18 protein-coding genes are annotated in these 20,560 nt (G+C 69.7%); 5 read left to right on the plus strand and 13 right to left on the minus strand.

Annotation, left to right across the window (positions count from 1 at the left end; translation table 11 throughout):
* A partial coding sequence (locus C4V41_RS57740) for an AAA family ATPase (protein WP_327537524.1) occupies positions 1-693 on the plus strand: 693 nt, incomplete at its 5' end.
* A 155-nt stretch (positions 694-848) separates the two neighbouring features.
* Here the strand turns inward: C4V41_RS57740 and prcB are convergent.
* The 6 genes from prcB to C4V41_RS57770 form a co-directional block, all read right to left on the minus strand.
* Positions 849-1,664, minus strand: a complete 816-nt coding sequence (gene prcB, locus C4V41_RS57745; protein ID WP_103964592.1) for a proteasome subunit beta — start codon at positions 1,662-1,664, stop codon at positions 849-851.
* A 317-nt stretch (positions 1,665-1,981) separates the two neighbouring features.
* Positions 1,982-2,848: an STAS domain-containing protein gene (locus C4V41_RS65055; RefSeq protein ID WP_235031050.1), complete on the minus strand. Its 867-nt coding sequence runs from the start codon at positions 2,846-2,848 to the stop codon at positions 1,982-1,984.
* A 392-nt stretch (positions 2,849-3,240) separates the two neighbouring features.
* The gene (locus tag C4V41_RS57755; protein ID WP_103964557.1) at positions 3,241-3,627 is read right to left on the minus strand and encodes a DUF2255 family protein; all 387 of its coding nucleotides are present in this window, start codon (positions 3,625-3,627) and stop codon (positions 3,241-3,243) included.
* A 304-nt stretch (positions 3,628-3,931) separates the two neighbouring features.
* A complete protein-coding gene (locus tag C4V41_RS57760; protein ID WP_235031051.1) occupies positions 3,932-4,252 on the minus strand; it encodes a hypothetical protein in 321 nt (106 codons plus the stop codon).
* A 336-nt stretch (positions 4,253-4,588) separates the two neighbouring features.
* On the minus strand, positions 4,589-4,900 hold the full coding sequence (locus C4V41_RS57765) for a UBP-type zinc finger domain-containing protein (protein WP_103964558.1): 312 nt from the start codon (positions 4,898-4,900) through the stop codon (positions 4,589-4,591).
* A 371-nt stretch (positions 4,901-5,271) separates the two neighbouring features.
* Positions 5,272-5,619, minus strand: a complete 348-nt coding sequence (locus C4V41_RS57770) for a hypothetical protein (protein ID WP_103964559.1) — start codon at positions 5,617-5,619, stop codon at positions 5,272-5,274.
* A gap of 378 nt (positions 5,620-5,997) precedes the next feature.
* On the opposite strand from C4V41_RS57770, the gene C4V41_RS57775 reads away from it, so the two are divergent.
* From C4V41_RS57775 to C4V41_RS57790, 4 genes are all read left to right on the plus strand, one after another.
* Positions 5,998-7,005, plus strand: coding sequence for a glycosyltransferase family 4 protein (locus C4V41_RS57775; RefSeq protein WP_103964560.1), 1,008 nt, complete (start codon positions 5,998-6,000; stop codon positions 7,003-7,005).
* A gap of 197 nt (positions 7,006-7,202) precedes the next feature.
* On the plus strand, positions 7,203-8,333 hold the full coding sequence (locus C4V41_RS57780; protein WP_103964561.1) for a glycosyltransferase: 1,131 nt from the start codon (positions 7,203-7,205) through the stop codon (positions 8,331-8,333).
* The gene (locus C4V41_RS57785) at positions 8,330-9,334 is read left to right on the plus strand and encodes a glycosyltransferase (protein ID WP_103964562.1); all 1,005 of its coding nucleotides are present in this window, start codon (positions 8,330-8,332) and stop codon (positions 9,332-9,334) included. Before C4V41_RS57780 ends, C4V41_RS57785 begins: the two co-directional genes overlap by 4 nt.
* Complete coding sequence (locus C4V41_RS57790; RefSeq protein ID WP_103964563.1) at positions 9,331-10,815, plus strand: glycoside hydrolase family 130 protein; 1,485 nt, start codon at positions 9,331-9,333, stop codon at positions 10,813-10,815. Before C4V41_RS57785 ends, C4V41_RS57790 begins: the two co-directional genes overlap by 4 nt.
* Before the next feature lie 56 nt (positions 10,816-10,871).
* Here the strand turns inward: C4V41_RS57790 and C4V41_RS57795 are convergent, their stop codons facing one another.
* From C4V41_RS57795 to C4V41_RS57825, 7 genes are all read right to left on the minus strand, one after another.
* On the minus strand, positions 10,872-12,296 hold the full coding sequence (locus C4V41_RS57795; RefSeq protein ID WP_235031052.1) for an NAD(P)/FAD-dependent oxidoreductase: 1,425 nt from the start codon (positions 12,294-12,296) through the stop codon (positions 10,872-10,874).
* The gene (locus C4V41_RS57800; RefSeq protein WP_103964564.1) at positions 12,293-13,405 is read right to left on the minus strand and encodes an ABC transporter ATP-binding protein; all 1,113 of its coding nucleotides are present in this window, start codon (positions 13,403-13,405) and stop codon (positions 12,293-12,295) included. Before C4V41_RS57800 ends, C4V41_RS57795 begins: the two co-directional genes overlap by 4 nt.
* The gene (locus C4V41_RS57805) at positions 13,389-14,186 is read right to left on the minus strand and encodes an ABC transporter permease (protein ID WP_103964565.1); all 798 of its coding nucleotides are present in this window, start codon (positions 14,184-14,186) and stop codon (positions 13,389-13,391) included. The genes C4V41_RS57800 and C4V41_RS57805 overlap by 17 nt, the downstream gene beginning before the upstream one ends.
* Positions 14,183-15,034 (minus strand): ABC transporter permease, encoded by an 852-nt coding sequence (locus C4V41_RS57810; protein ID WP_235031053.1) that lies wholly within the window; start codon positions 15,032-15,034, stop codon positions 14,183-14,185. The genes C4V41_RS57805 and C4V41_RS57810 overlap by 4 nt, the downstream gene beginning before the upstream one ends.
* A 27-nt stretch (positions 15,035-15,061) precedes the next feature.
* Positions 15,062-16,180 carry an ABC transporter substrate-binding protein gene (locus C4V41_RS57815; RefSeq protein ID WP_103964567.1) on the minus strand — a complete coding sequence of 373 codons (1,119 nt, stop codon included), beginning with the start codon at positions 16,178-16,180 and terminating at the stop codon, positions 15,062-15,064.
* Between the two features lie 31 nt (positions 16,181-16,211).
* Positions 16,212-16,787 carry a helix-turn-helix domain-containing protein gene (locus C4V41_RS57820; protein WP_103964568.1) on the minus strand — a complete coding sequence of 192 codons (576 nt, stop codon included), beginning with the start codon at positions 16,785-16,787 and terminating at the stop codon, positions 16,212-16,214.
* A 117-nt stretch (positions 16,788-16,904) separates the two neighbouring features.
* Complete coding sequence (locus C4V41_RS57825; RefSeq protein WP_103964569.1) at positions 16,905-20,396, minus strand: hypothetical protein; 3,492 nt, start codon at positions 20,394-20,396, stop codon at positions 16,905-16,907.
* Between the last annotated feature and the right edge of the window lie 164 nt (positions 20,397-20,560).

The following is a 20,560-nucleotide window of genomic DNA, read 5'->3' on the forward strand; positions in this document are numbered from 1 at the left end:
GGCTATGTCGGTTATGAGGAGGGCGGGCAGCTGACCGAGAAGGTGCGGCGTAAGCCGTTCTCGGTGGTGCTGTTCGATGAGATCGAGAAGGCGCATCCGGACATCTTCAACTCGCTGTTGCAGATTCTGGAGGACGGCCGGCTGACCGATGCTCAGGGCCGGGTGGTGGACTTCAAGAACACGGTCATCATCATGACCACCAACCTCGGCGCCCGGGACATCTCCAAGGGCATCGGGGTCGGGTTCGCCAAGTCCAACGACGCCGACTCCAACTACGACCGGATGAAGTCGAAGGTGCAGGAGGAGCTCAAGCAGCACTTCCGGCCGGAGTTCCTCAACCGGGTCGATGACATCGTGGTCTTCCATCAGTTGACGCCGAACGAGATCATCAAGATCGTGGATCTGATGCTCGCGCAGGTGGATTCCCGGTTGAAGGACCGCGACATGGGTCTGGACGTCTCACCGGATGCCAAGCAGCTGCTGGCCGACCGCGGCTACGACCCGGTGATGGGTGCGCGGCCGCTGCGGCGGACCATCCAGCGGGAGCTGGAGGACCTGCTGTCGGAGAAGATCCTTTACGGTGACCTCGGGCCCGGTCAGATCGCCAAGGTCGCCGTCGACAAACTCGAGCTCGTCTGCACCAGCGAGAACGCGCACAGCAACCCGCGTCAGGAGGCGGCCGCGCCCGCGTGAGACTCGCCCCGAAAGTTCACATGACGCTCGGAGCCCTCCACGTGCCGCAGCGCCACGACGGACCGGCCCGGCGCGGTGCTCTGACGCGCACAGCCGGGCCTCGTCCTGCATGATCCGCTCGGAGGACGCCTGCCCAAGCACGTGCGGTGGTCCTTCTAGCGCAGCGGAGCGATCGGGCCGTCGGGCGAGATCAGGCGGGCGTCGAGCATCTCCGCCACGTAGCCGGCCACCTGCTGGTCGGTCAGCTTGCGGAATCCGTCGGCATCGATCACCGACACGATCGGCCAGATCTTCCTGGTCACGTCGGGCCCGCCGGTCGCCGAGTCGTCGTCGGCCGCGTCGTAGAGGGCCTGGATCAGCGTCATCACCATCTCGTCGGCCGACGCGCCGTCACGGTAGAGCTTCTTCAACGACCCGCGTGCGAAGATCGAGCCGGAGCCGATGGCGTCGAACCGGTCGCGCTCGTAGGGGCCGCCCGCCACGTCGTAGCCGAAGATCCGTCCCTCGTCCTTGTCCGGGTCGTACGCGACGAACAGCGGCACCACCACCAGCCCCTGCATCGCCATGGCGAGATTGCCGCGAATCATGCTGGCCAGCCGGTTGGCCTTGCCCGCCACCGACAACGTGCGCCCCTCCATTTTCTCGTAATGCTCCAACTCCACCCGATACAGGCGGGCCATCTCGATGCCGGTGCTGGCCGTGCCCGCGATCCCCATGCACGAGTAGTCGTCGGTACGGAACACCTTCTCCATGTCGCGCTGGGAGATGACATTGCCCGACGTCGCCCGCCGGTCACCCGCCATCACCACGCCTCCGTCGTAGGTGGCGGCGATGATCGTGGTCGCGTGCGGAAGCCGGTCTCCCATCGGGGTGACCGGCATCTCGTCCCGCCGAGGCGGCAACTCCCGCACATACGAGCCGGCGAACTCCATGAACGAAGAGTTTCCGGTGTTCTCGAAAAGCCGGTTCATCACGCCGGCCGGCTGTTCCCTGTTCGATGCCACGCGGCCTCCTCCAAGGTCAGTGTTCCACCCTACTCATGTTGCGTACCCGTCCCCACCGCCCAACGGTGGCCCCCGTCTTCGCGCTCGCGGAGCCGCCATCCGGCAGCGCGTCCAAGACAGTCCAGCGCCGACGGTCACCGGAGGCCAGGCGGGTACGTTTCGGCCCTGATGCCGGCGCAGACGAAGGATCTGCTCGCCGGGCCGCGGGGTGAGACGGAGCTCGGAGGTACGAGCGCGGAACCACGATCAGGAGGCCCCTCGGGAAACCGCGGACAGCGCCCGCCCTACATCATGGGCAGACTGCGGTCCAGGCCGGTGATGCGCAGCAGCTTGCCCATGAAGGGGCGGGGCGCCGCCAGCGCCAAAGTGATCCCCATGAGCCGGGCGCGGCGCTGGATGTCGACGATGACAGCCAGGCCGGAGGCATCGCAGAAGGACACAGCGGACAAGTCCAGGACCAGCAGAGGCGTACTGGACGTCAGGACACCCTCCAGACGCGAGCGCAGCGTCGGGCCGGTGAAGATGTCGATCTCGCCGGACAGGCCGACGGTGGTCGGCTTCGATCGATCGGCTCTGCCAAGCGGGAAAGCATCGGTGAGGGTCGTGCGGCTCTCGGATCGGAGCAGGAATGCGGGTGACCGCTGACCGACCCGACCGGTCCGGCGCGGGCCGCTCACAGCTTGTACGTCCCGATCGATGAGATGTCCGCCCTCGTTCTCCCAGCCGGCGAAGGCGTCAACCTCCGGCGGCCCGATGGCCGATCCGGCACGCGCGTACGCGTCGCGCATGCGCGCCACCTGCCCGGATCCGGTGCCAGGCGGCACGAGCTGCAGCGTGACGGGCTCGGCATGCGCGAAGGCCAGGACGATCAGGTGAGGATCGGCCTCGTGCACGCATTCCACCGCGACCTCCCTGCCCCGCGCAGGAACACGGTAAGGGATGTCGTCCCAGAAGCCGGCCTCCAGGCCGATGCGCACGACGACCTGACTCAGCCGCTGGTCGACCGCGGCAATGAGACCCGGCAGCTCGGCGGCGGCGTCGCGAGAGTACGGCCACCACACTCCGTCCCTGGCTCCGCGCCGGTCAAGGACGGGATCCAGCCAGAGGCGAACCTGGGAGTCGGCCACGGGCGGTGCGCCGGCGGCGCTCAACGGCGCGGGATTCGTAAGAAGTGTCATGATCGTTGGCCTGCCCAGCCCTGTCCGAGAGCCGATCGTCTATCGCCGGGGGCGACGCCGACCTGAACGCCAACGCTCGAAAAATCCTCGGTAATTCCAAGATAATCCCGAACGCCGAAATAACATTTCTCCGGAAAGCAAAATACGGCTATGGTTTTCGAAACGTCCGGGCTTCCGGTGTCCTTTGCGAACGGCCAACCGTTCGAGCCCTCGTGAAAGGCGGTCGGCCCGGAGCACTGGGCCCGGTCAGAGCAGGTTTTCGGGTGCCTTGTCGCCTGCCATTCGTCCCGGCGTACGCGGAGCGGCTGGGGCGCACCACCCGTCGCGGGGAAGCGTTCAGACATGCCCAATGATGCGCTTCGTGATCACCTTTCTGGGATGAGTTTGATGGTCGCGGCTCGCGCGTCGGGGTTGACGACGCCGCCGATGATGTTGCCGCCGAAGCGGCGGTATTTGGTGCGGTAGACCTCGTCGATCTGGTCGTGGACGGCCGCATCGGCGGGATCCAGATGGGCGAAGGCGACGTCCGCCTCGACGCCGCCGGCCGAGATGTGGCCTTGATGACGGACTCGGGCGCCGCGGTACCAGGCGCCGGAGCGGCCGTTCATGCAACGCACATACAGGTCGTCGGCGACACGGACGACCCATATCGTCACCGGCCGGCCCAGCGTGCCGTCGTCTCGCTGAGAGGAGAGATCCAGTTCTTCGGCGTAACCGATCGTGCTCAGTTCCTCGCCGGTCCAGGTGGCCATCGCGGACGCTCCTTTACTGTCAGAGCCCGATGAGGAGCTTCGGCGTGGTCCGATCGTTCATCGCGCGGTGGCCATCGGACAGCCCCACTCCAGGCCGATGGCGCGGCCAGACCTCCAGGATACCGTTCAGGATGTCGGGTGGCAGTTCCCGGGTGCCGCCCGGACCTCGGCGAACGCCGTCCGAATGGGCCGCTCGGTGCCGGACGTTTCTGATTCTCGACGTAACTCCTTGATGATCGATAGGGGTGTGCCGCCGCCCGCTCCGCATCTCCGCCGCCGGCCTGAGCGAGACACGGCGTGAGGATTACGGTGCCGGGGTGGCGGAGGCGTAGGCGAGCGCCGAGGGGGTCCGGCGGCCGACCATCGCCGGTGCCCTGTGAACGAGTTCGTCGTTGTCGAGGGCCTCGACCATGAACAAGGCGAAGTCGATGCGGCGGGTGCGGTTGCTCTCGAGGATGGGGTCGCCGACGTGACGGGCAGGCCCTGGCTGTCGCCTTCCTCCAGGTCGCTCCCCCGCCACCTTGACCAGTGCCTTGACCTTCCACGAGAACACATCCTGGCGGCCTAGTGTGATGTGCCAGCCGCCGGAGAGATGGCGGCGATGCACCGCCACCCAGTCGATCACGTTCCCCTGAAAACCCATCGACCGGCGACCGCCAGCACCACGCGCAACCACGGCAGGGCGGTGAAGGAGGCATGAGTGAGCAGCCGATGGAACCCGGCCGTCACCCCCAGCCCGGTCACCACGTACAGGACCGCGGCCAGCAGCAGATCGTCAGCGTGACTCCCTTCCCCACGCCAGGAAGAGCGCGAGGAACGGCAGGACCACGATCGCCGCCGTCAGGCCCACCTGTGCCCGGCCGGCTGGAACGTGCTGCTCGGCCCCCGGAAACGGCGGTGCGCCGTCATGGTCCTGCTCATCGGCTGCTCAGAAAGGGTCATGAAGTCCCTTTCCCTTCGTCTATACAGTCCGCCGGTGCGCGTAGCACCAACGCCAGGTCGAGTACGGCTCCAGGACGGCGACCACCGGGTGGTCGGTCTCCTGGTGGTGCGCCTTGGCGTGGCCGCCTCGCGAATCGTCGGAGCAGGCCACCCATCCGCAGGTCAGGCACACCAGCAGGCGTGTCCAGGTATGGCCGGAGGCCAGGCATGCCTTGCATTCGGGTGACCCGTACTCCACGACCGAGAGCTGGTCGATGTGATCACAGCGCGGAATCTGACCGTTCAGACCCGCGCGGTCGGTCGCGTTCGTTCCTTGTGCGTCCAGGGTCATGACGCCCCCTCACGATGACAGCGACGCAAGCTGCGCCGTCTGCTCACCCACCAGTCCAAGTGATCAGCCCGCAGACGGAAACGCGCAATCCCGGAACGCCCCATCTCCAGAACCGATCACCGAAAGGGGCATCGATCAGTCTCCGGCCGGGGCGCGGGCCTGCCCGGGGTTGTCGGCCCGGCGGCGCCGGATGCGGTCGTGGTCGGGCCGGTGCACGTTGCTCGCCCAGAGCTTGGGAGCCGAGAACACTCCTGTACACCCGAGACGCGCTCTGGCCGTACACATGGCTGGAGGGCGGCCTAGGGCCTCCGTTGTGACGTGTCACATCGGTCGGGAGCTACGTATCGCCAGGAAATCGCCGCCTTGGTGGCTCAGTCACCCTGTTCGTCCTCGGACGGGCTACCACCCACGCTGGTGTCGAGGAGGTGGGCCCCGGCATCGTGCAGGGTGATGCCGTATCCCGGCGCTCGATCAAGAGCCGACCCTTCGTGTGTCGCGCTGATCGCCTTGAAGCGGGTGTCGCGGGTCGGGCCGTCGCCGACGAGGTGGCCGAGCAACTGACCGGCGCGGTCGTACACGGCCCACCGGCCGGCGCCTACCTGCGGCATGGCGTCTGGGTTGTCCTTGAGCCACTGCGCGTTGGCCGCGTGGTCGGAGCGCTCGTCCGGCTGGGAGGGGGCCTCCGCGGCATGGCCTTCGGTTTTGCGAGCACTGCTCATGTCGTGTCTCGCTCTCTGATGATGGCTGTTGCCTCCGAGACGTCGGAGAAGCATTCTCAGCCTTGCAACACAGGGTATGGCACAGATCGCGCTCAGCCCGACGGCCCGATCGAGGTCCACGGCATCGACCTGGAACCGGCCTGGGACGTCTCCGCCGCCACGCCGCCGCGCGAGTAACGGCGTCGAGGAGCCCGTCACACCGCTCCATGGTGATCAGTTGTGGTGATGGCTCCTTGCGATATCAGCGGTTTCCGACCGTCCCGCCGTGGCGTTCACTCGGATGAACAGGGCAAGGAGGCGAAGCATGGGATGTATCCGCTGCACCCAAGGGAGACAAGCGCCGATGCCAGACGTACGCCGGAGCGAAGTGTCCGTCACGTGAGGGTAGCGTTGCTGGGACCGGTCGCCTGGCGCACGCCTCCGCGCCATTACGGCCCGTGGGAGCAGGTCACGAGCCTGCTCGCCGAAGGGCTCTCCGCCGCCGGGGTCGATGTGACCCTGTTCGCCACGCTGGACTCCGTCACCTCCGGAGCGCTGGACGGCGTGTGCCCGCGCGGGTACGCAGACGATCCGTCGCTCGACGGGAGGGTGTGGGAGGCGATGCACGTCGCGCACGCGTTGAGCCGTTCGGGTGAGTTCGACCTCGTCCACAGCCATCTCGACTGGCTGCCGCTGGCCTTCGCCGATCATTGCCGAGCCCCTTTGCTCACCACGGTCCATGGGTTCTCCGGCATGGGCATCCTGCCCGCCTACGCCCGCGCCCGATCCGCCTACGTGTCCATCTCGGACGCGGACCGTGCCCCCGAGCTGGACTACGTCGCCACCGTGCACCACGGCATCGATCTGGACGCCTTTCCCTTCGACCCGGTGGGCGGCCGGCGGCTGATCGCGTTCGGCCGCGTTCATCCCGACAAGGGAACGCACACGGCCATCGAGATCGCCCGGCGGGCGGGGATGCCGCTGACCATCTGCGGCATCGTCCAGGACGAGCGGTACTTCGAGGAGGAGATCCTGCCGAAGGTCGACGGCGAACAGGTCAGCTTCCTCGGCTCGGTCGGCCCCGAGCGGCGTGGCCAGATCCTCGGTGGCGCCGCCGCGCTGCTGCATCCCATCGCGTTCGACGAGCCTTTCGGCCTGTCGGTGGTCGAGGCGATGGCCTGCGGGACTCCCGTCGTCGCCTACCGGCGCGGATCCATGGCCGAGGTCGTGGACCCGGGAGTGACGGGTTTCCTGGTGGACTCCCTCGACGAGGCGGTCACCGCGGTGGCACGCATCGCGACGATCGACCGCGCGAACTGCCGCGCGCAGGTACAACGCAGGTTCAGCGCGGATCGGATGGTGGCGAGCTATCTCAGCATCTACCGCGAAATGTTGGGTCAAAGTTAGTGGCTGTTAGTGTCAGTCGTACGCAGACCACGCCATCAGCCGATCGGTCGCGTCAGCCGGGCCCCCGAATGAGGACGGGCCCCCGGTGAAGTCTCCAGGTTCCACTCCACGCACAGGCAGACGGGGTGACCGTCTTCACCGAGCGAGCAGCACCCGGATCCATCATGGTGCGGCCGGATGACCGAAAGGCGAGACAGTTGGTCCTCACATACGGATTTCTCAGCACCCACCCGCCCACCCAGTGCGGGCTCGCGACCTTCAATTCCGCCCTGGCCGCCCATCTGGCCGGGGGCGGCATGTCCGGCGGGATCGTCCGTGTCACCGCGGAAGGCGACGACGAACGGCCACAGCCCGGGGTCGTGCACACCTGGACTCCCGGCGGGCTCGGCGGCTGGCAGGCCGCGGCCTCCGCTCTGGAGGACTTCGACGTGGCCATCGTGCAGCACGAGTACGGCATCTACCCCGGTCTGGACGGCCAGGACGTCCTGCCGTTGCTGCGGCGCCTCACCGTGCCGAGCATCGTGGTCCTGCACACCGTCCTGGCCAGGCCCACTCCCCCGCAAAAGGCCCTGCTCGAGGAGATCGGGGACGCCGCGGACGCGATCGTGACCATGACCGGCACCGCTCGTGACCGGCTGAAGACCGGCTACCGGGTGGATGCCGGCAAGGTGTTCGTCATTCCGCACGGGGCCGCCGACCACATGCGGGTTCCGGCTCAGCGCCGCAACCGTCCGCACCTGCTCACGTGGGGACTGCTCGGACCCGGCAAAGGGATCGAATGGGCGGTGCGTGCCCTCGCGCTCCTGTTGGGCCTCGACCCCTCACCGATCTACACGATCGCCGGCAGGACCCACCCCAAGGTGCTGGAGCTCCAGGGCGAGGCCTATCGCGACGGCCTGCACGCTCTCGCCGCCCGGCTGGGGGTGTCCACGGCCGTACGACATGACCCCGTCTACCGGGATCAGGACTCGCTGAGCCGGCTGGTCCGCTCGGCGGACGTCGTCGTCCTGCCCTATGACTCGGCGGAGCAGGTCACGTCCGGTGTCCTCATCGAGGCCGTGGCCGCCGGCGTGCCGGTCGTCGCCACCACCTTCCCGCACGCCGTGGAACTGCTCACCAGTGGCCCGGGGCTGCTCGTTCCCCACGGCGACCCCGCCGCGCTCGCCTCCGCCATCCGCCGCGTCCTCACGCAACCCGGGCTGGCCGGCAGTCTCACCAGTCGTACCCGCGCCCTGATTCCGACCCTGCTGTGGCCTGCGGTCGCGGCCCGATACGACGGCCTCGCCCGGTCGCTCGTCGCCGCGCGGCCGGCCGCGATGCTGCCATGAGCGCCGCCGATCCCGGTTTCAGGCACCTGCTCCGGATGAGCGACGACACCGGCCTGTTCGAGCATGCCCGGCATGCCGTCGTCCGCCGCGATCACGGCTACTGCACCGACGACGTCGCCCGCGGCCTGATCGTCGCCAGCCGCGAGCCGCGCCCCGCCCGGCGGCTGACCCGGCTGGCCGAGTGCTACCTGGCCTTCCTCACGCACGCGCAGGATCGTTCCGGCGCGTTCCGCAACCGGCTCACCTTCGACCGCCACTGGAGCGAACCGCCGGGCGTCGGCGACTGGTGGGGACGGGCGATGTGGGGCCTGGGCACCGCGGCGGCCCGCAACGCCATCCCCTGGATCCGGGACGAAGCGCTGCACGCCTTCGTTCTCGGCGCCGAACAGCGCTCCCCGTATCCGCGCGCCATGGCCTTCGCCGGGCTCGGCGCGGCGGAGGTCCTGCGCACGCGCACGGACAACACCGTGGCCGCCTCCCTGCTGATGGACGCCGTGGAGGCGATCGGCGCACCCTCGGAGGACCCCTCCTGGCCGTGGCCGCAACCGCACCTGACCTACGCGAACGCCGCTCTCGCCGAAGTGATCATCGCCGCCGGGGATCTGAGCGATGACCGGCAACTGCTCACCACCGGCCTGCGCATGCTGTCCTGGCTGTCGGACATCCAGACCAGGGACGGCCTGCTCGCGGTCGTGCCCGCCACCGGCTGGCGGCAGGACACGCCGCGGGACCGCTACGACCAGCAGCCGATCGAGGTGGCCGCGCTCGCCGACGCCTGTGCCACCGCCGCCTACGTGACCGGCGACGACGCGTGGCAGGAGCGGGTACGACGGTCGGTGGCGTGGTTCCAGGGAGCCAACGACGCCGGCGTTCCGATGTGGGACCCGGCGACCGGCGGCGGCTACGACGGCCTGACCGAGCACGGTCCGAACCTCAACCAGGGAGCGGAGTCGACCATCGCGCTGATCTCCACCATGCAGCATGCCGGGCGGCTCTCATGACCATCAAGGACCTGGCCACGCGGCTCGGCCCGACCCTCACTCCCGATCCGCGAAGAGTGATCATCAAGCTCTTCGTGCCCGGCGAGGACGCCGCGCTCACCCGTACCAGGGCCGCCGCGCTGATCGACCGCATCATGCTCCTCGGCGAAGACCAGACCACCGAAATGCTCCAGGAGACGCTGCGACGATTCGGCGACCGGCACCACGACCTCGAAACGACCTTCGCGCATCACCACGACCTGGTCCGCCATCGCGTCCCGCGCGACGTCGACCTGTCTCTGCCGGCCAGCCTCCTCGTGGGCGCCTATTTCAGTCATGAGTACGCCGTGGAGGGCGCGGCAGTGTGCAATCCCTCCATGGTCCCCCACCCCGACCAGTCGGGCCTGCGCCCCGGACAACTCCGTGTGGCGATCAGCCTGCGGCAGATCGGTGAGGGGCACCTGTCATCGATCGGCTTCGCCACGGCGCTGCTCGGTCCCGGCTCCGAGCTCGCGATCGCCGACCGCTCAGGAACGCTGTCCGTCGGGCGCCGGCTCCGGACCCGCCATCGGCGCGACCTGCTCGCCGCCGGGCTCTGCGACGGCGCCTGGGACAACGAGGTGACGGCCGCCGTCCTGCGGTCTCTGCCGGAACGCTTCGACGACAACGACTTCGAGCACGCGATCGCCCGGCTTCCCGCCGACCTGCTCACCCGCACCTCCACACAGCCGACCCTGGAAGAGATGCGCCGGGCGACGCACTCCGACTACGCCGTGGCCTTCCCTCCCGATCTTCCCCTGCACCGGCGAGTCCTCTGGCCGTCGACCGCGGCCGAGTCCAACGGCATGGAGGACGCGCGATTCGTACGAATCGTCGGCCAGGACGGCACACCTTCGTACCGGGCCACCTATACCGCCTACGACGGGCGGCACATCCGCTCGCACCTGATCACCAGCGACGACCTGCGCCGCTTCGAGATCACTCCCATGCGCGGCCCGGCCGCCGTCAACAAGGGCATGGCGCTCTTCCCGCGCCCGGTCGGCGGACGGACGCTGGCCCTGTGCCGCTCCGACGGCGAGACCATCGGGCTCACGGCCCTCGACCGGCACAACGTCTGGCAGGCACCGACGCCGCTGCACACCCCCCGGCGGGACTGGGAACTCATCCAGGTGGGCAACTGCGGATCCCCCATCGAGACCGGCTTCGGCTGGCTCGTCCTGACCCATGGCGTCGGCCCCATGCGCGACTACTCCATCGGCGCGCTGCTGCTCGACCCGCACGAGCCGCACCGTGTCGTCGCCGAACTTCCCGGAACGCTCCTCACCGCCGACGGCACCGAACGCGAAGGCTACGTGCCCAATGTCGTGTACTCCTGCGGCGGCCTGCTTCACGATGACGCCGTGTGGTTGCCCTATGGGGCGAGCGACACCCGCATCGGATTCGCCCGTGTGCCGCTCGACACGCTCATCGACACGATGCGTCCACCGCGGGGAACCGGGTGACCCGCCGGATGCGGCCTTCCGGGCTCGAAGAGTCGTCCTTCCCACGGTTCTGAGGTTCAGCGGCCTGAGATGAGGTTGGCGATGCGGGCGTACGGCGAGGTGGTGGTGCCCCGGTCGTTCTCCTGCCGGTCCGCGGCCCTGAAGAGCGCGTAGATCAACTGCACCCCGGCCCACCGCAGCGGCTCCGGCTCCCACTGCCTGACCTGGCGGCCCACCCAGGGCAGCGTGGTCAGCTCGGTGTCGCGGCGCAGCACCAGGTCGCGTAGCGTACGGCCGGCCAGATTCGTGGTGGTGACGCCGCTGCCCACGTAGCCGCCCGCCCAGCCGAGACCGGTCGCGTGGTCGAGGTGCACGGTCGAGCACCAGTCGCGCGGCACCCCGAGCACTCCGCACCACGCGTGCTGGACACGGGCGTCAGCGGCGGCGGGGAACAGCTTGACCAGCATCCGCCACAGCAGTGCCACCGTCTGGGCCTGCGTGGCGCCCCGGTCGTCGGTTCGCGAGCCGTACCGGTACGGCACGCCGCGCCCGCCGATCGCGATCCGGTCGTCCGCGGTGCGCTGGGCGTAGACGTAGGCGTGCGCCTCGTCGCCGAGCAACTCGTTGCCCGACCACCCGATGTGCTTCCACACCTCGGCGGGCAGCGGCTCGGTGACGATCATGGAACTGTTCATCGGCAGCCACTGCCGGCGCTGACCGGCGAGGCCGGCGGTGTAGCCCTCGGTGGCGCGGATGACGTACTCGGCCGAGACGACGCCGCGCGAGGTGACCGCCGTGGCCTTGCCGTCAGGGCCACTCTGGCGGGGGCGGATCTCGGTCACGGTGGTGTTCTCGAAGATGTCCACGCCCAGCGAGACGACCGTCGAGGCGAGACCGACGGCCAGCTTGGCAGGCTGGATACGGGCGCAGTGCGGCGAGTACGTGGCCTCGAGAGTGCCCGCCACCCGCACGCGTTCCCGCTGCTCGTCGCGGTCCATCAGCCTGAGGTCGTCCTCGCCGTACCCCCAGGTGCGCAGCTCGGACAGCTCTTCGCGCAGGCGGCGGCGCTGGGCGGGGTTGGTCGCGACGTGGATCAGGCCGCCCTTGTGGATGTCGGCCTCGATGCCCTCCTCCCGGGTCACGCTGATGACCTCGTCGACGGACCGGAACATGGCATGCTGCAGGGAGATCATCGCCTCACGCCCCCGGGCCGCCGCGTACCGCTCGCGTGAGCCCGCGAACTCGGCCGACAGCCAGCCACCGTTGCGTCCGGACGCGCCGGCCCCGGCGAACTCCCGCTCCAGGATCGCGATCCGCAGCTCCGGCTGCGCCTTCTTGAGGTAGTACGCGGTCCACAGGCCCGTGTACCCACCGCCGACGATCACCACGTCGTACGAGCGGGAGCCGGGCAGCGCCGCACGGCGGTCCGGCATGCCGATCTGCCGGTACCAGAACGAGACGCCGCCGTTGGCGAAGTCTCCGGTCAGCGGGATGCCTTTCACGTGAGCACTGCCTCCACATCACTGTCGTCGGCAAGGAGTACGGAGTCGGTCACGCGCCAGACGAGCGTGACCTCGTCGCCGCGACGGGCGTCGCTGAGGCTGCCCGCCTGCTCGCGGACCAGCGCGGGCGAGCCGTCCGGCAGCCTCAGCTCCAGCTTGCGGCTGGAGCCGAAGTAGATCTCGCCGGTGACGGTGGCGGGCAGCGCGTTCCAGCCGGTCTCCGGGGTATGGCCGGCGTGCCGTACGGACAGGCGCTCGGGCCGTACGACGAGCGCGCCGGGCCCGTCGGGCAACGAGCCGGACGCCCGCACCAGCCGCGCACAGACGTGGATGCCGTCAGGCGTGACGTCGCCACGCAGGATCGTCGACTCGCCCAGGAAACGGGCGACGAACAGCGTCGCGGGCCGCTCGTAGAGCTCCTCGGCCGGGCCCAGTTGCTCGATCCGGCCCTGGTTGAAGACCGCGATGCGGTCCGACAGCACCAGCGCCTCGTCCTGGTCGTGCGTGACGTAGACGAACGTGATGCCCAGCTCGCCGTGGAGGCGCTTGATCTCCAGTTGGAGCCAGTCGCGCAGCTTCTTGTCGAGCGCGCCGAGGGGCTCGTCCATCAGCAGGACGCGCGGGCTGTAGACGATCGCTCTGGCCACCGCGACCCGCTGCTGCTGCCCGCCGGACAGCTCGCGCGGGTAGCGGTGGCCGTACTCGCCGAGGTGGACGGTGGCCAGCGCCGCCTGGACCAACTCGGTCCTGCGCCCCTTGGGGATCTTGCGCTGCTTCAGCGGGAAGGCGATGTTCTCGGCGACCGTCATGTGCGGGAACAGGGCGTAATGCTGGAAGACCATGCCCATGTCCCGCTTGTGCGGTGGGGTGGCCGCGATGGCGGTGCCGTCCACGATCAGCTCGCCCGAGGTCGCCTTGGTGAAGCCGGCGATGACGTTCAGCGTGGTGGTCTTGCCCGAGCCGCTCGGTCCGAGCAGCGTGATGAACTCGCCCGGCTTGATCGACAGCGAGACGTCGTCCACGGCGACGAAATCACCGTAGCGCTTGGTCAGGCCGGTGAGTTCGATGCCCGCGCCGCGGGCGGCGAGGTCGTTACTGGTCGGCGGCACGAGACCTCCTGGCGACGAAGAAGGTGGCGGCAAGCACGAGGGTCGTGGTCAGCACGAGGATCATCGTGGCCGCCGCGGCGATGGTCGGGTCGATCTCGCGAGTGACGCTCGCGTACATCTTGACCGGCAGGGTCTGCAGGTACGGGCTCTGGATGAACAGCGAGACGACCACCTCGTCGAAGCTCGTGACGAACGCGAACAGCGCGCCGGAGGCGACGCCGGGCGCGACCAGCGGCAGTGTCACGCTCCGGAAGGTGGCCCACCGTCCGGCGCCCAGACTGGCCGCCGCGCTCTCCAACCGCCGGTCGAACCCGCGCAGCGAAGCGGCCACCGGGATCATCACGAACGGCAGCGCCAGCACGGTGTGCGCCATGACGAACCCGGCCAGCGTCCCCACGAGCTGCAACTTCAGGAACACGGCGTAGGTCCCGACGGCCAGCACCACGCCCGGCACGATCATCGGGGCCAGCATCGCCCCCTGCGCGAGCCCCAGTCCGCGCATCCGCGCCCTGGTCAGTCCGAGCGCGGCGGCCGTGCCGAGCACCGTGGCCACGACCGTGACGAGCAGCGCGACCTCGACCGAGGTCAGCAGCGCGGACACCCAGGCCGGGTCGCTGAAGAAATGCTCGTACCAGCGGAACGAGTAGCCGTCCGGCGGGAACTTCAGCGACGCCTTCGAGGTGAAGCTGAGCGGTACCACGATCAGCGCGGGCGCGACCAGCCACACGCCCACGAGCGCGCAGAACGCCCACAGCACGCCGCGGCCGAGGCGGGCGGTCATCCGGTCACCTTCCTTCCGGTACGGCGCAGCGTCAGCGCGAGCAACGCGATCATCGCCAGCGTGAGCCCGAGCAGCACCACGCCCATCGCGCCACCGCGTCCCCACTTGAGCAGCCCGTTGACCTGCGTGAAGATCTGCTGTGAGATCAGCGCGTCGGTGGGCGAGCCGAGCAACGCGGGCGTGACGTAGAAACCGAGCGCGCTGATGAACACGGTCAGGCACCCCGCCGAGACGCCGGGCAGCGACAGCGGCAGGTACACCTTCACGAACGCCTTGATCGGATGCGCCCCCAGGCTCCCCGCCGCGGTCAGCAGCCGCCGGTCGATCCCGCTCATCACCGCGTACAGCGGCAACACCATGAACGGCATCAGCAACTGCACCATCCCGATGACCACGCCCGTCTGGGTGCGGATCAGGTCGAACGGCCCGAGCCCGATCGCCTGCAGCGCGCCGTTGATCACGCCGGTGTCCTGCAGCAGGATCACCCACGCGAACGTCCGCACCATCAGGCTGGTCCAGAACGGCACCAGCACGAGCAGCGTCAGCACCGCCCGCACCCGCGGCCCGGCGATCGTCATGGCGTAGGCGTACGGGTACGACACGACCAGCGCGATCACCGTCACCCACAGGCCGGTCGTGAACGTACGGCCGAGCACCTTCAGGTTCTGCGGCTCACCGAAGAACCAGGAGAAGTTCCCGAACCCGGGCGTGGGATCGGTGAACGCGCTGATCGCCATCGAGACCAGCGGGTAGAGGAAGAAGACGGCGAGCACGATCAGCGCGGGCAGGATGAGCAGCGCCGGCCGGCGGTCACCGGTGTCCCGGCCCGCCGTCGCCGGCAGGGACACCGCTTGCAGCGTCGAGGCCATCTCGGATCAGCCGCCGAGCCAGGCCGACCACTTCTCGATCATCTCGTGCTGGTGTTCCGCCCACCACTTCGAGTCGATCTTGAGCGCCTTGTCCGCCACCGCGGGCCTGGTCGTCAGGAACGACCGCCCCTTCTCGTCAAGTTCGGGCTTGGCGTCGGTGTTGACCGGCGAGTACGAGGTCAGCTCGGTGAGCTTGGCCTGCTGCTGCGCGCCCAGGTAGTAGTTGATCAGCGCCATCGACGCCTTGGGGTTCTTGGCGTTCTTCGGCACGGTCAGCGAGTCCATGGTCGGCATCCACTGGTCGAAGGAGACGTCGAACGGGGCGCCGTTCTTGACGGCGGCGTACGCGCGGCCGCTCCACAGCATCGCCATGTCGACCTCGCCGGACTCCAGCAACTGCTGCGACTCCGCACCGGTCTTCCAGAACACCAGGTTCGAGCGGACCGACTGGAGCTTCTTGGTCGCGCGGTCCACGTCCAGGGGATACAGCTTGTCCGGGGCGACGCCGTCCGCGATCAACGCGCCCTCGAACGGACCGGGCGCCGAGTCGCCGGGGTTGCCGGAGATGCCGCGCTTGCCGGGGAACTTCGCCGTGTCGAAGAAGTCCTTCCACCCCTGGGGCGGGCTGGCGCCGAACTTGTCCTTGTTGTAGGCCAGCACCATGCCGTACTGCATCGCGGGGACGCTGCACTCGGTGGCCAGGCCCTCGGGGACCTTCGACTTGTCGATGATCGTGTAGTCGAGCGGCTGCAGCAGCTTGCCGCACTGCCCCTCGGCCCAGATCGAGTCGGTGTCGATCACGTCCCAGGTGACGTTCGAGGAGTCGACCTGGGCCTTGATCTTGGCGTAGTCGGTCGGGCCGTCCTGGAGGATCTTCGCACCCGACTCCTGGGCGAAGGGATCGACCGCCGCCTTCTGCTGGCCCTCCTGGTACGCGCCGCCGTAGGAGACGAACGTCATGTTCAGGCCGCTGAGAGCGTTCTTCTTGACGGTGCCGGACTTGGCGGGCCCGGTGCCGAGGTCGATGCTCGCGGGCGCCGCGGAACCGGCGCCGCAAGCGGCGGAGAGTAGGAGCGAAGCCGCGACAGCGGCCATACCAGGCAGTCGTTTGGGAAGTTTCGGCATGGTTGATCCCCTTGATAAGGGTGGGTGTTGATCAAGCAGGAGTAGGAGGGCCGATCGTCCAGAGCACCTCGGCCGTCTCGTCGCCATCGTTGACGACGCGGTGGGGTATCGACGTGCGGTACTCCACGCTGTCGCCCGGCGCCAGGACGTGCGGGGCGGCCGAGTCCGCGGGGCCGAGCCAGAGTGTGACCTGGCCGCGCAGGATGAGGAAGATCTCCTGGGAGTCGCCGTGGGCGTACGGCTCGTCCCCGGTGGACGCGCCCGGGTCGAGCTCCCCGGCGTACATCTCCAGGTTCTGCAGGGGGCGCTGGGAGATCAGGTACTTGCGGGTGCCGGGTTTCGTGGGTAATTCCGGACGTTCGGCGCGGCGTACCACCCGGTGCCCGACCTCGTCCTGTTCGTTGAACAGGTCGGCCACCGTGATCCCGAGGGCCCCGGCGATCCGCCGCAGCATCCCGATGCTCGCACTGGTCTGTCCCCGCTCCAACTGGCTGATGAAGCTGGCGCTCGCCTTGGCCTCGGCGGCGAGACCGCGCACGGTCATCTGGCGCATGTTCCGGTAGGCCCGGATGCGTACGCCTAAGTATTCGGTCTCCGACTCCGTCATCGAACCTCTTGATCGGCTGTACTGAACATGTTGTTAAGTGGCAATGAAGGGACCGTACATAGCCTGCTAAATCCCAGCAAGGGGGCTTATGTAACGAATGGGTTACCGGGTGAACCTCTAGTCGACGGAGGTGTTCCAGGCTTGCTCGCGTATCTCAAGGTGCGGGGAGTCGCGCAGGTCGCGGATGATCTCCGGCCATGGGGGCGCCCAGTCGGTGTGCCCGCCGCCCCACTGTGTGAGCGTGATCGCGAACAGGGCCCCGGCCAGGTCGCCGCGGGCCGTCAGCCGCCGGATCGCGGGCAGCGTGGCGGGGGGTTGCACGTGCGATCGCCTCCAGCCGCCGTCATACAGCTCGTAGGCGGCCCCACGGGCGGTGTGAGCCGCCAGGATCGGGCGATCCCCCAGAAGGTCGGCCAGCGCGCACAGGGCATCGCCCAATTCCGCGTCCGAGGTGGGGAGCAGGGCGATCGCCAGCCCCACCGCCTCGGTCAGCAGGAGCGGCCGGGTGGTGAGCAGGTCCATCGCGTCCTGGGCGAGCCGTCGCCGCCATGGTTGCTCCTCCTCCAGCATCATGGCCAGGCTTCGGGTGATGGTGGTCAGGCGCGTTCGCGCCGGCGCGGGCAGGTCCTCGCCGGGTACGGCGGCGGCCAGCCGGGCGAGCACGCCGAGTGTCTCGGACCGGATCGCCCCGGCCCGCAGCAGCGCCAGGAACACCTGCGTGATCTTCTCGTCGGCCCCCGGGTCGGCCGCGGCCTCGAGGATCTCCTCGAAACCGCCGCGGTACCAGTGCGCCCATACCCCGAACGCCTTCGACCCACGGAAACGTACCCCGGGCAGGTCGGTGGACATGAGCAGCCGCCGTACGAGGTCCGCGTAGCCGGGGCGGGCGGCGGGGGCGTACTCCATCGGGTGGGCCTGGAAGAGCGTGCGCAGGATCAGCTCGTCGGTGTACCGGCCGGGGGTCTCCGTCAGCGCGGCCAGGGTGCGCGGGTCCTCGGGCATGCCGCGCAGCACCGTGGCCACGGTCGCGCGTACGTCCCGGTGCAGGCCGGGGTCCGCCCATGCCCGCAGCAACACCTCCACCGCGCCCGGCGGGCGGTTGCGGCCGAGCTGGCGGGCGGCCAGCCTGCGCAGGGTGATCTTGCTTTCGGGGGCGGTCAGCGCCTGCTCCAGGAACGGGCCCAGCCGGGACGGGGACGCGGACCGGCAGGCACGCGCCAGAGCGGCCACCGCGACACGAGAGGCCGGGCCGCCGGCGTGCCGCAGGAGCAGGGGCATCGCGTCGGCGCCCGCCATGGCTGTGATGGCGGCCTCGGCCAGCACCGTGTTCTCGTGGTCCGCCCACATGGCGAGGACGTCGAGCCCGCCGCCGGCCCGTCCGAACGCCTGAACCGCCGCCGCCCGGACGGAGACGGGCAACCGCTCGTCGCCGACGGTGGCGGCGAGCTTGGCGCGGACGCGATCGCGCTGGTCAGGGCTCCACCGGCGGGCCTCACCCTCGACGACCGGAGGCACCCACGCGGGGTCGGCGAACCGGCCGCGCCGGTCGTGCTCCAGCAGCGGCAGAAGGAGATCGGGACGGTGCCGCGCCACCGCACCCCACACGGCGGGCAGCGTCACGGCGGACGGCTCCTCCAGAACGAGCCCGACGACCCGCTCCGTCCGCCCGCCACCCGCGCCGGGTTCCGGCGGTGGGGTCGTTCGGCGGTGGCCGGGCCGGCGGGACAGCCACAGGCCGGCGGCTTCGCGGGCGAGTGGCTCCGGTGCCCGACGGATGGCGGCGCGCAGGTCGTCCTGTAGTTCGCCCAGCGCCCAGCCGCGTCGGCCGAGCGTGTGGGCGAGGGCGACGGCCACGGTGAAGTCCCCCCGGTCGCGCGCCGCCCGCAGGTGCGGGCGCAGCACCACGAGAAGGTCCTGCTCCTGCCCCATGCGCAGCACCCGGTCCAGATGATGCGGATCGGTGGGTGCGCCGGGAAAGCCACGATCACGGCGTCGACGACGGGCGGGGGCGGGCCGGGGTGCGTCAGGGTCGGGCACGAGTGCTGGGAGCCCCGCCGCGCCATGCCGGGCCACCAGTGATGCGTACACGCCCATTCCCCACGAGAACAGGGCGGGCGCGCGGGCCGGGTCGTGGTGCCGCAGCACCCGGCCGGCCAGGCCGCGCAGCGCCTCCCGGGTGCCGGGGGAGGAATCCGGGGCCTCGGCCGCGTCGGTGGCGATGCGGCCCAGCGTGGCGGCGAAGGAGTCGTCGAGCAGCGCGGGCGGCAGCTCCAGCAGCGCGGTCAGCAGGTCCCGGCGGAGCGGGTCCCGTTCGTTCACGGTGCGCAGGGCCAGCTCGGCCAGGAGGGCATGGAGCAACGCCCGGTCCCGAGTGCGCGCTGTGCACCGTACCAGCAGTGTCCTGGCCAGTCCGCGCCGCCGTGAATCCCCTTCGACGGCTGCCTCACGCAGCGGGCCGACCGCCTCCTCGTACGGCAGATGGCTGGTGAGCTCCAGCGGGATGTCCGGATCATCCAGGTGGGAGCGGACCGCGTGCCACACTGAGGCGTGCCATTCGAGCAGGCGCCTGGCCTCGGCCGCCGCCCGTTCGGGAGGCAGCCACCTGAGCAGCCGCATCGCCCACAGCCGGCTGCCTCCGCCCTGCCTCTGGGCGGCCGCCTCGAAGATCGCGGCCCGGCGCGCGGGCGGCAGCCGGCGCAGCACCGTATCGAAGTGGTAGTCGACCGAGGCGAGCCGCAGCAGCTCGGCGTCCGACGCCGAGCTCACGTGGCGGAGCAGCGCTTTCGGCGGTTCCTCCCAGAGCGGGGCGGCGCCGTCGATGAACAACCTTCTGGCGCGTACGGCGTCCGCCCTGAACAGCGCGTTGGCGACCGCGCCTGGAAACTGGGCGAGAACGTGCCCCAGGTCGTACCGATCCAGCAGCGCCAGCATCCGGTCCGGTTCGGAGAGCGCGGCGAGCTCCACGCCGGCGCCCCGCCGGCGCCACCAGGTCAACGGGTGCACGCCCGTGGCCAGCTCCTGCTCGGCCACCGCCATGATCGCGCCCGCGTGCCGCTTGGCCATCGTCGTCCAGGACGTCACCGCGTGGGCCAGCTCCGGCAGCCACCGCGCGACGGCCGCGGAACCGCAGGCCGGGAGCAGCGCCGCCGCCTCGCGGTCGCCCCAGCGGGCGCGCACGTCCGGAAGCAGCGCCTCGGCCAGCGCGTACCTGCGGGAGTGGGCCAGCGTGCGGTACAGCGCGCGCCGCAGTTCGGCGGGCGCGTCGTCGAGCGCGGCCCGCACCGCCGGATCCGGTACGGGCAGCGTACGGACGGCACGAAGGGCCGAACGCCGCACCCTCATGTCAGGCCCGGCGAGAACCTCCTCGATGAAGCCGAGATCGCGGGCTGCCATGGCCAGGTGCAGTGCCGTGTGCCGGGCGTAGTGGTCCTGCGCCGACAGCTCGTCCAGGAGAACACGCAGATGGGAGGTGCCGGCCAGACGGCGGGCATGCAGTGCCAGCGCCCGCGCGCGCCGAGAAGGAGGAAGGGGTGCGAGACGCGCCAGCAGCGCGGCCGCGGGGAGGTCGATCTCGAGGGCCGGCTCTTCGGCCGGCTCCAGGGGCCTCAACGGCTTGGGCGGAGAACGCCCTTTCCACTAGTCATGCCGACGATGGTGGCTCAAGATCCCCTTGCCGCGCAACTCCGCCCGTCTCCGGCGGCTGCTCGCCGATGCTGAGGATCCGTCCATGATCAGAGCGTCGAAGCCCCAGATGCGCGCGTGGACATCCGCCG

The sequence above is a fragment of the Nonomuraea solani genome (assembly GCF_900108335.1).
Taxonomy (GTDB): domain Bacteria; phylum Actinomycetota; class Actinomycetes; order Streptosporangiales; family Streptosporangiaceae; genus Nonomuraea; species Nonomuraea solani.

Excerpts from the sequence above, each read along its gene's own strand:
- C4V41_RS57785 (WP_103964562.1), top strand. The coding sequence starts at position 8,330 with ATGAGCGCCGCCGATCCCGGTTTCAGGCACCTGCTCCGGATGAGCGAC.
- prcB (WP_103964592.1), bottom strand. The coding sequence starts at position 1,664 with ATGAACCGGCTTTTCGAGAACACCGGAAACTCTTCGTTCATGGAGTTC.
- C4V41_RS57765 (WP_103964558.1), bottom strand. The coding sequence starts at position 4,900 with ATGACCCTGGACGCACAAGGAACGAACGCGACCGACCGCGCGGGTCTG.
- C4V41_RS57805 (WP_103964565.1), bottom strand. The coding sequence starts at position 14,186 with ATGACCGCCCGCCTCGGCCGCGGCGTGCTGTGGGCGTTCTGCGCGCTC.
- C4V41_RS57820 (WP_103964568.1), bottom strand. The coding sequence starts at position 16,787 with ATGACGGAGTCGGAGACCGAATACTTAGGCGTACGCATCCGGGCCTAC.
- C4V41_RS57790 (WP_103964563.1), top strand. The coding sequence starts at position 9,331 with ATGACCATCAAGGACCTGGCCACGCGGCTCGGCCCGACCCTCACTCCC.
- C4V41_RS57815 (WP_103964567.1), bottom strand. The coding sequence starts at position 16,180 with ATGCCGAAACTTCCCAAACGACTGCCTGGTATGGCCGCTGTCGCGGCT.
- C4V41_RS57770 (WP_103964559.1), bottom strand. The coding sequence starts at position 5,619 with ATGAGCAGTGCTCGCAAAACCGAAGGCCATGCCGCGGAGGCCCCCTCC.
- C4V41_RS57755 (WP_103964557.1), bottom strand. The coding sequence starts at position 3,627 with ATGGCCACCTGGACCGGCGAGGAACTGAGCACGATCGGTTACGCCGAA.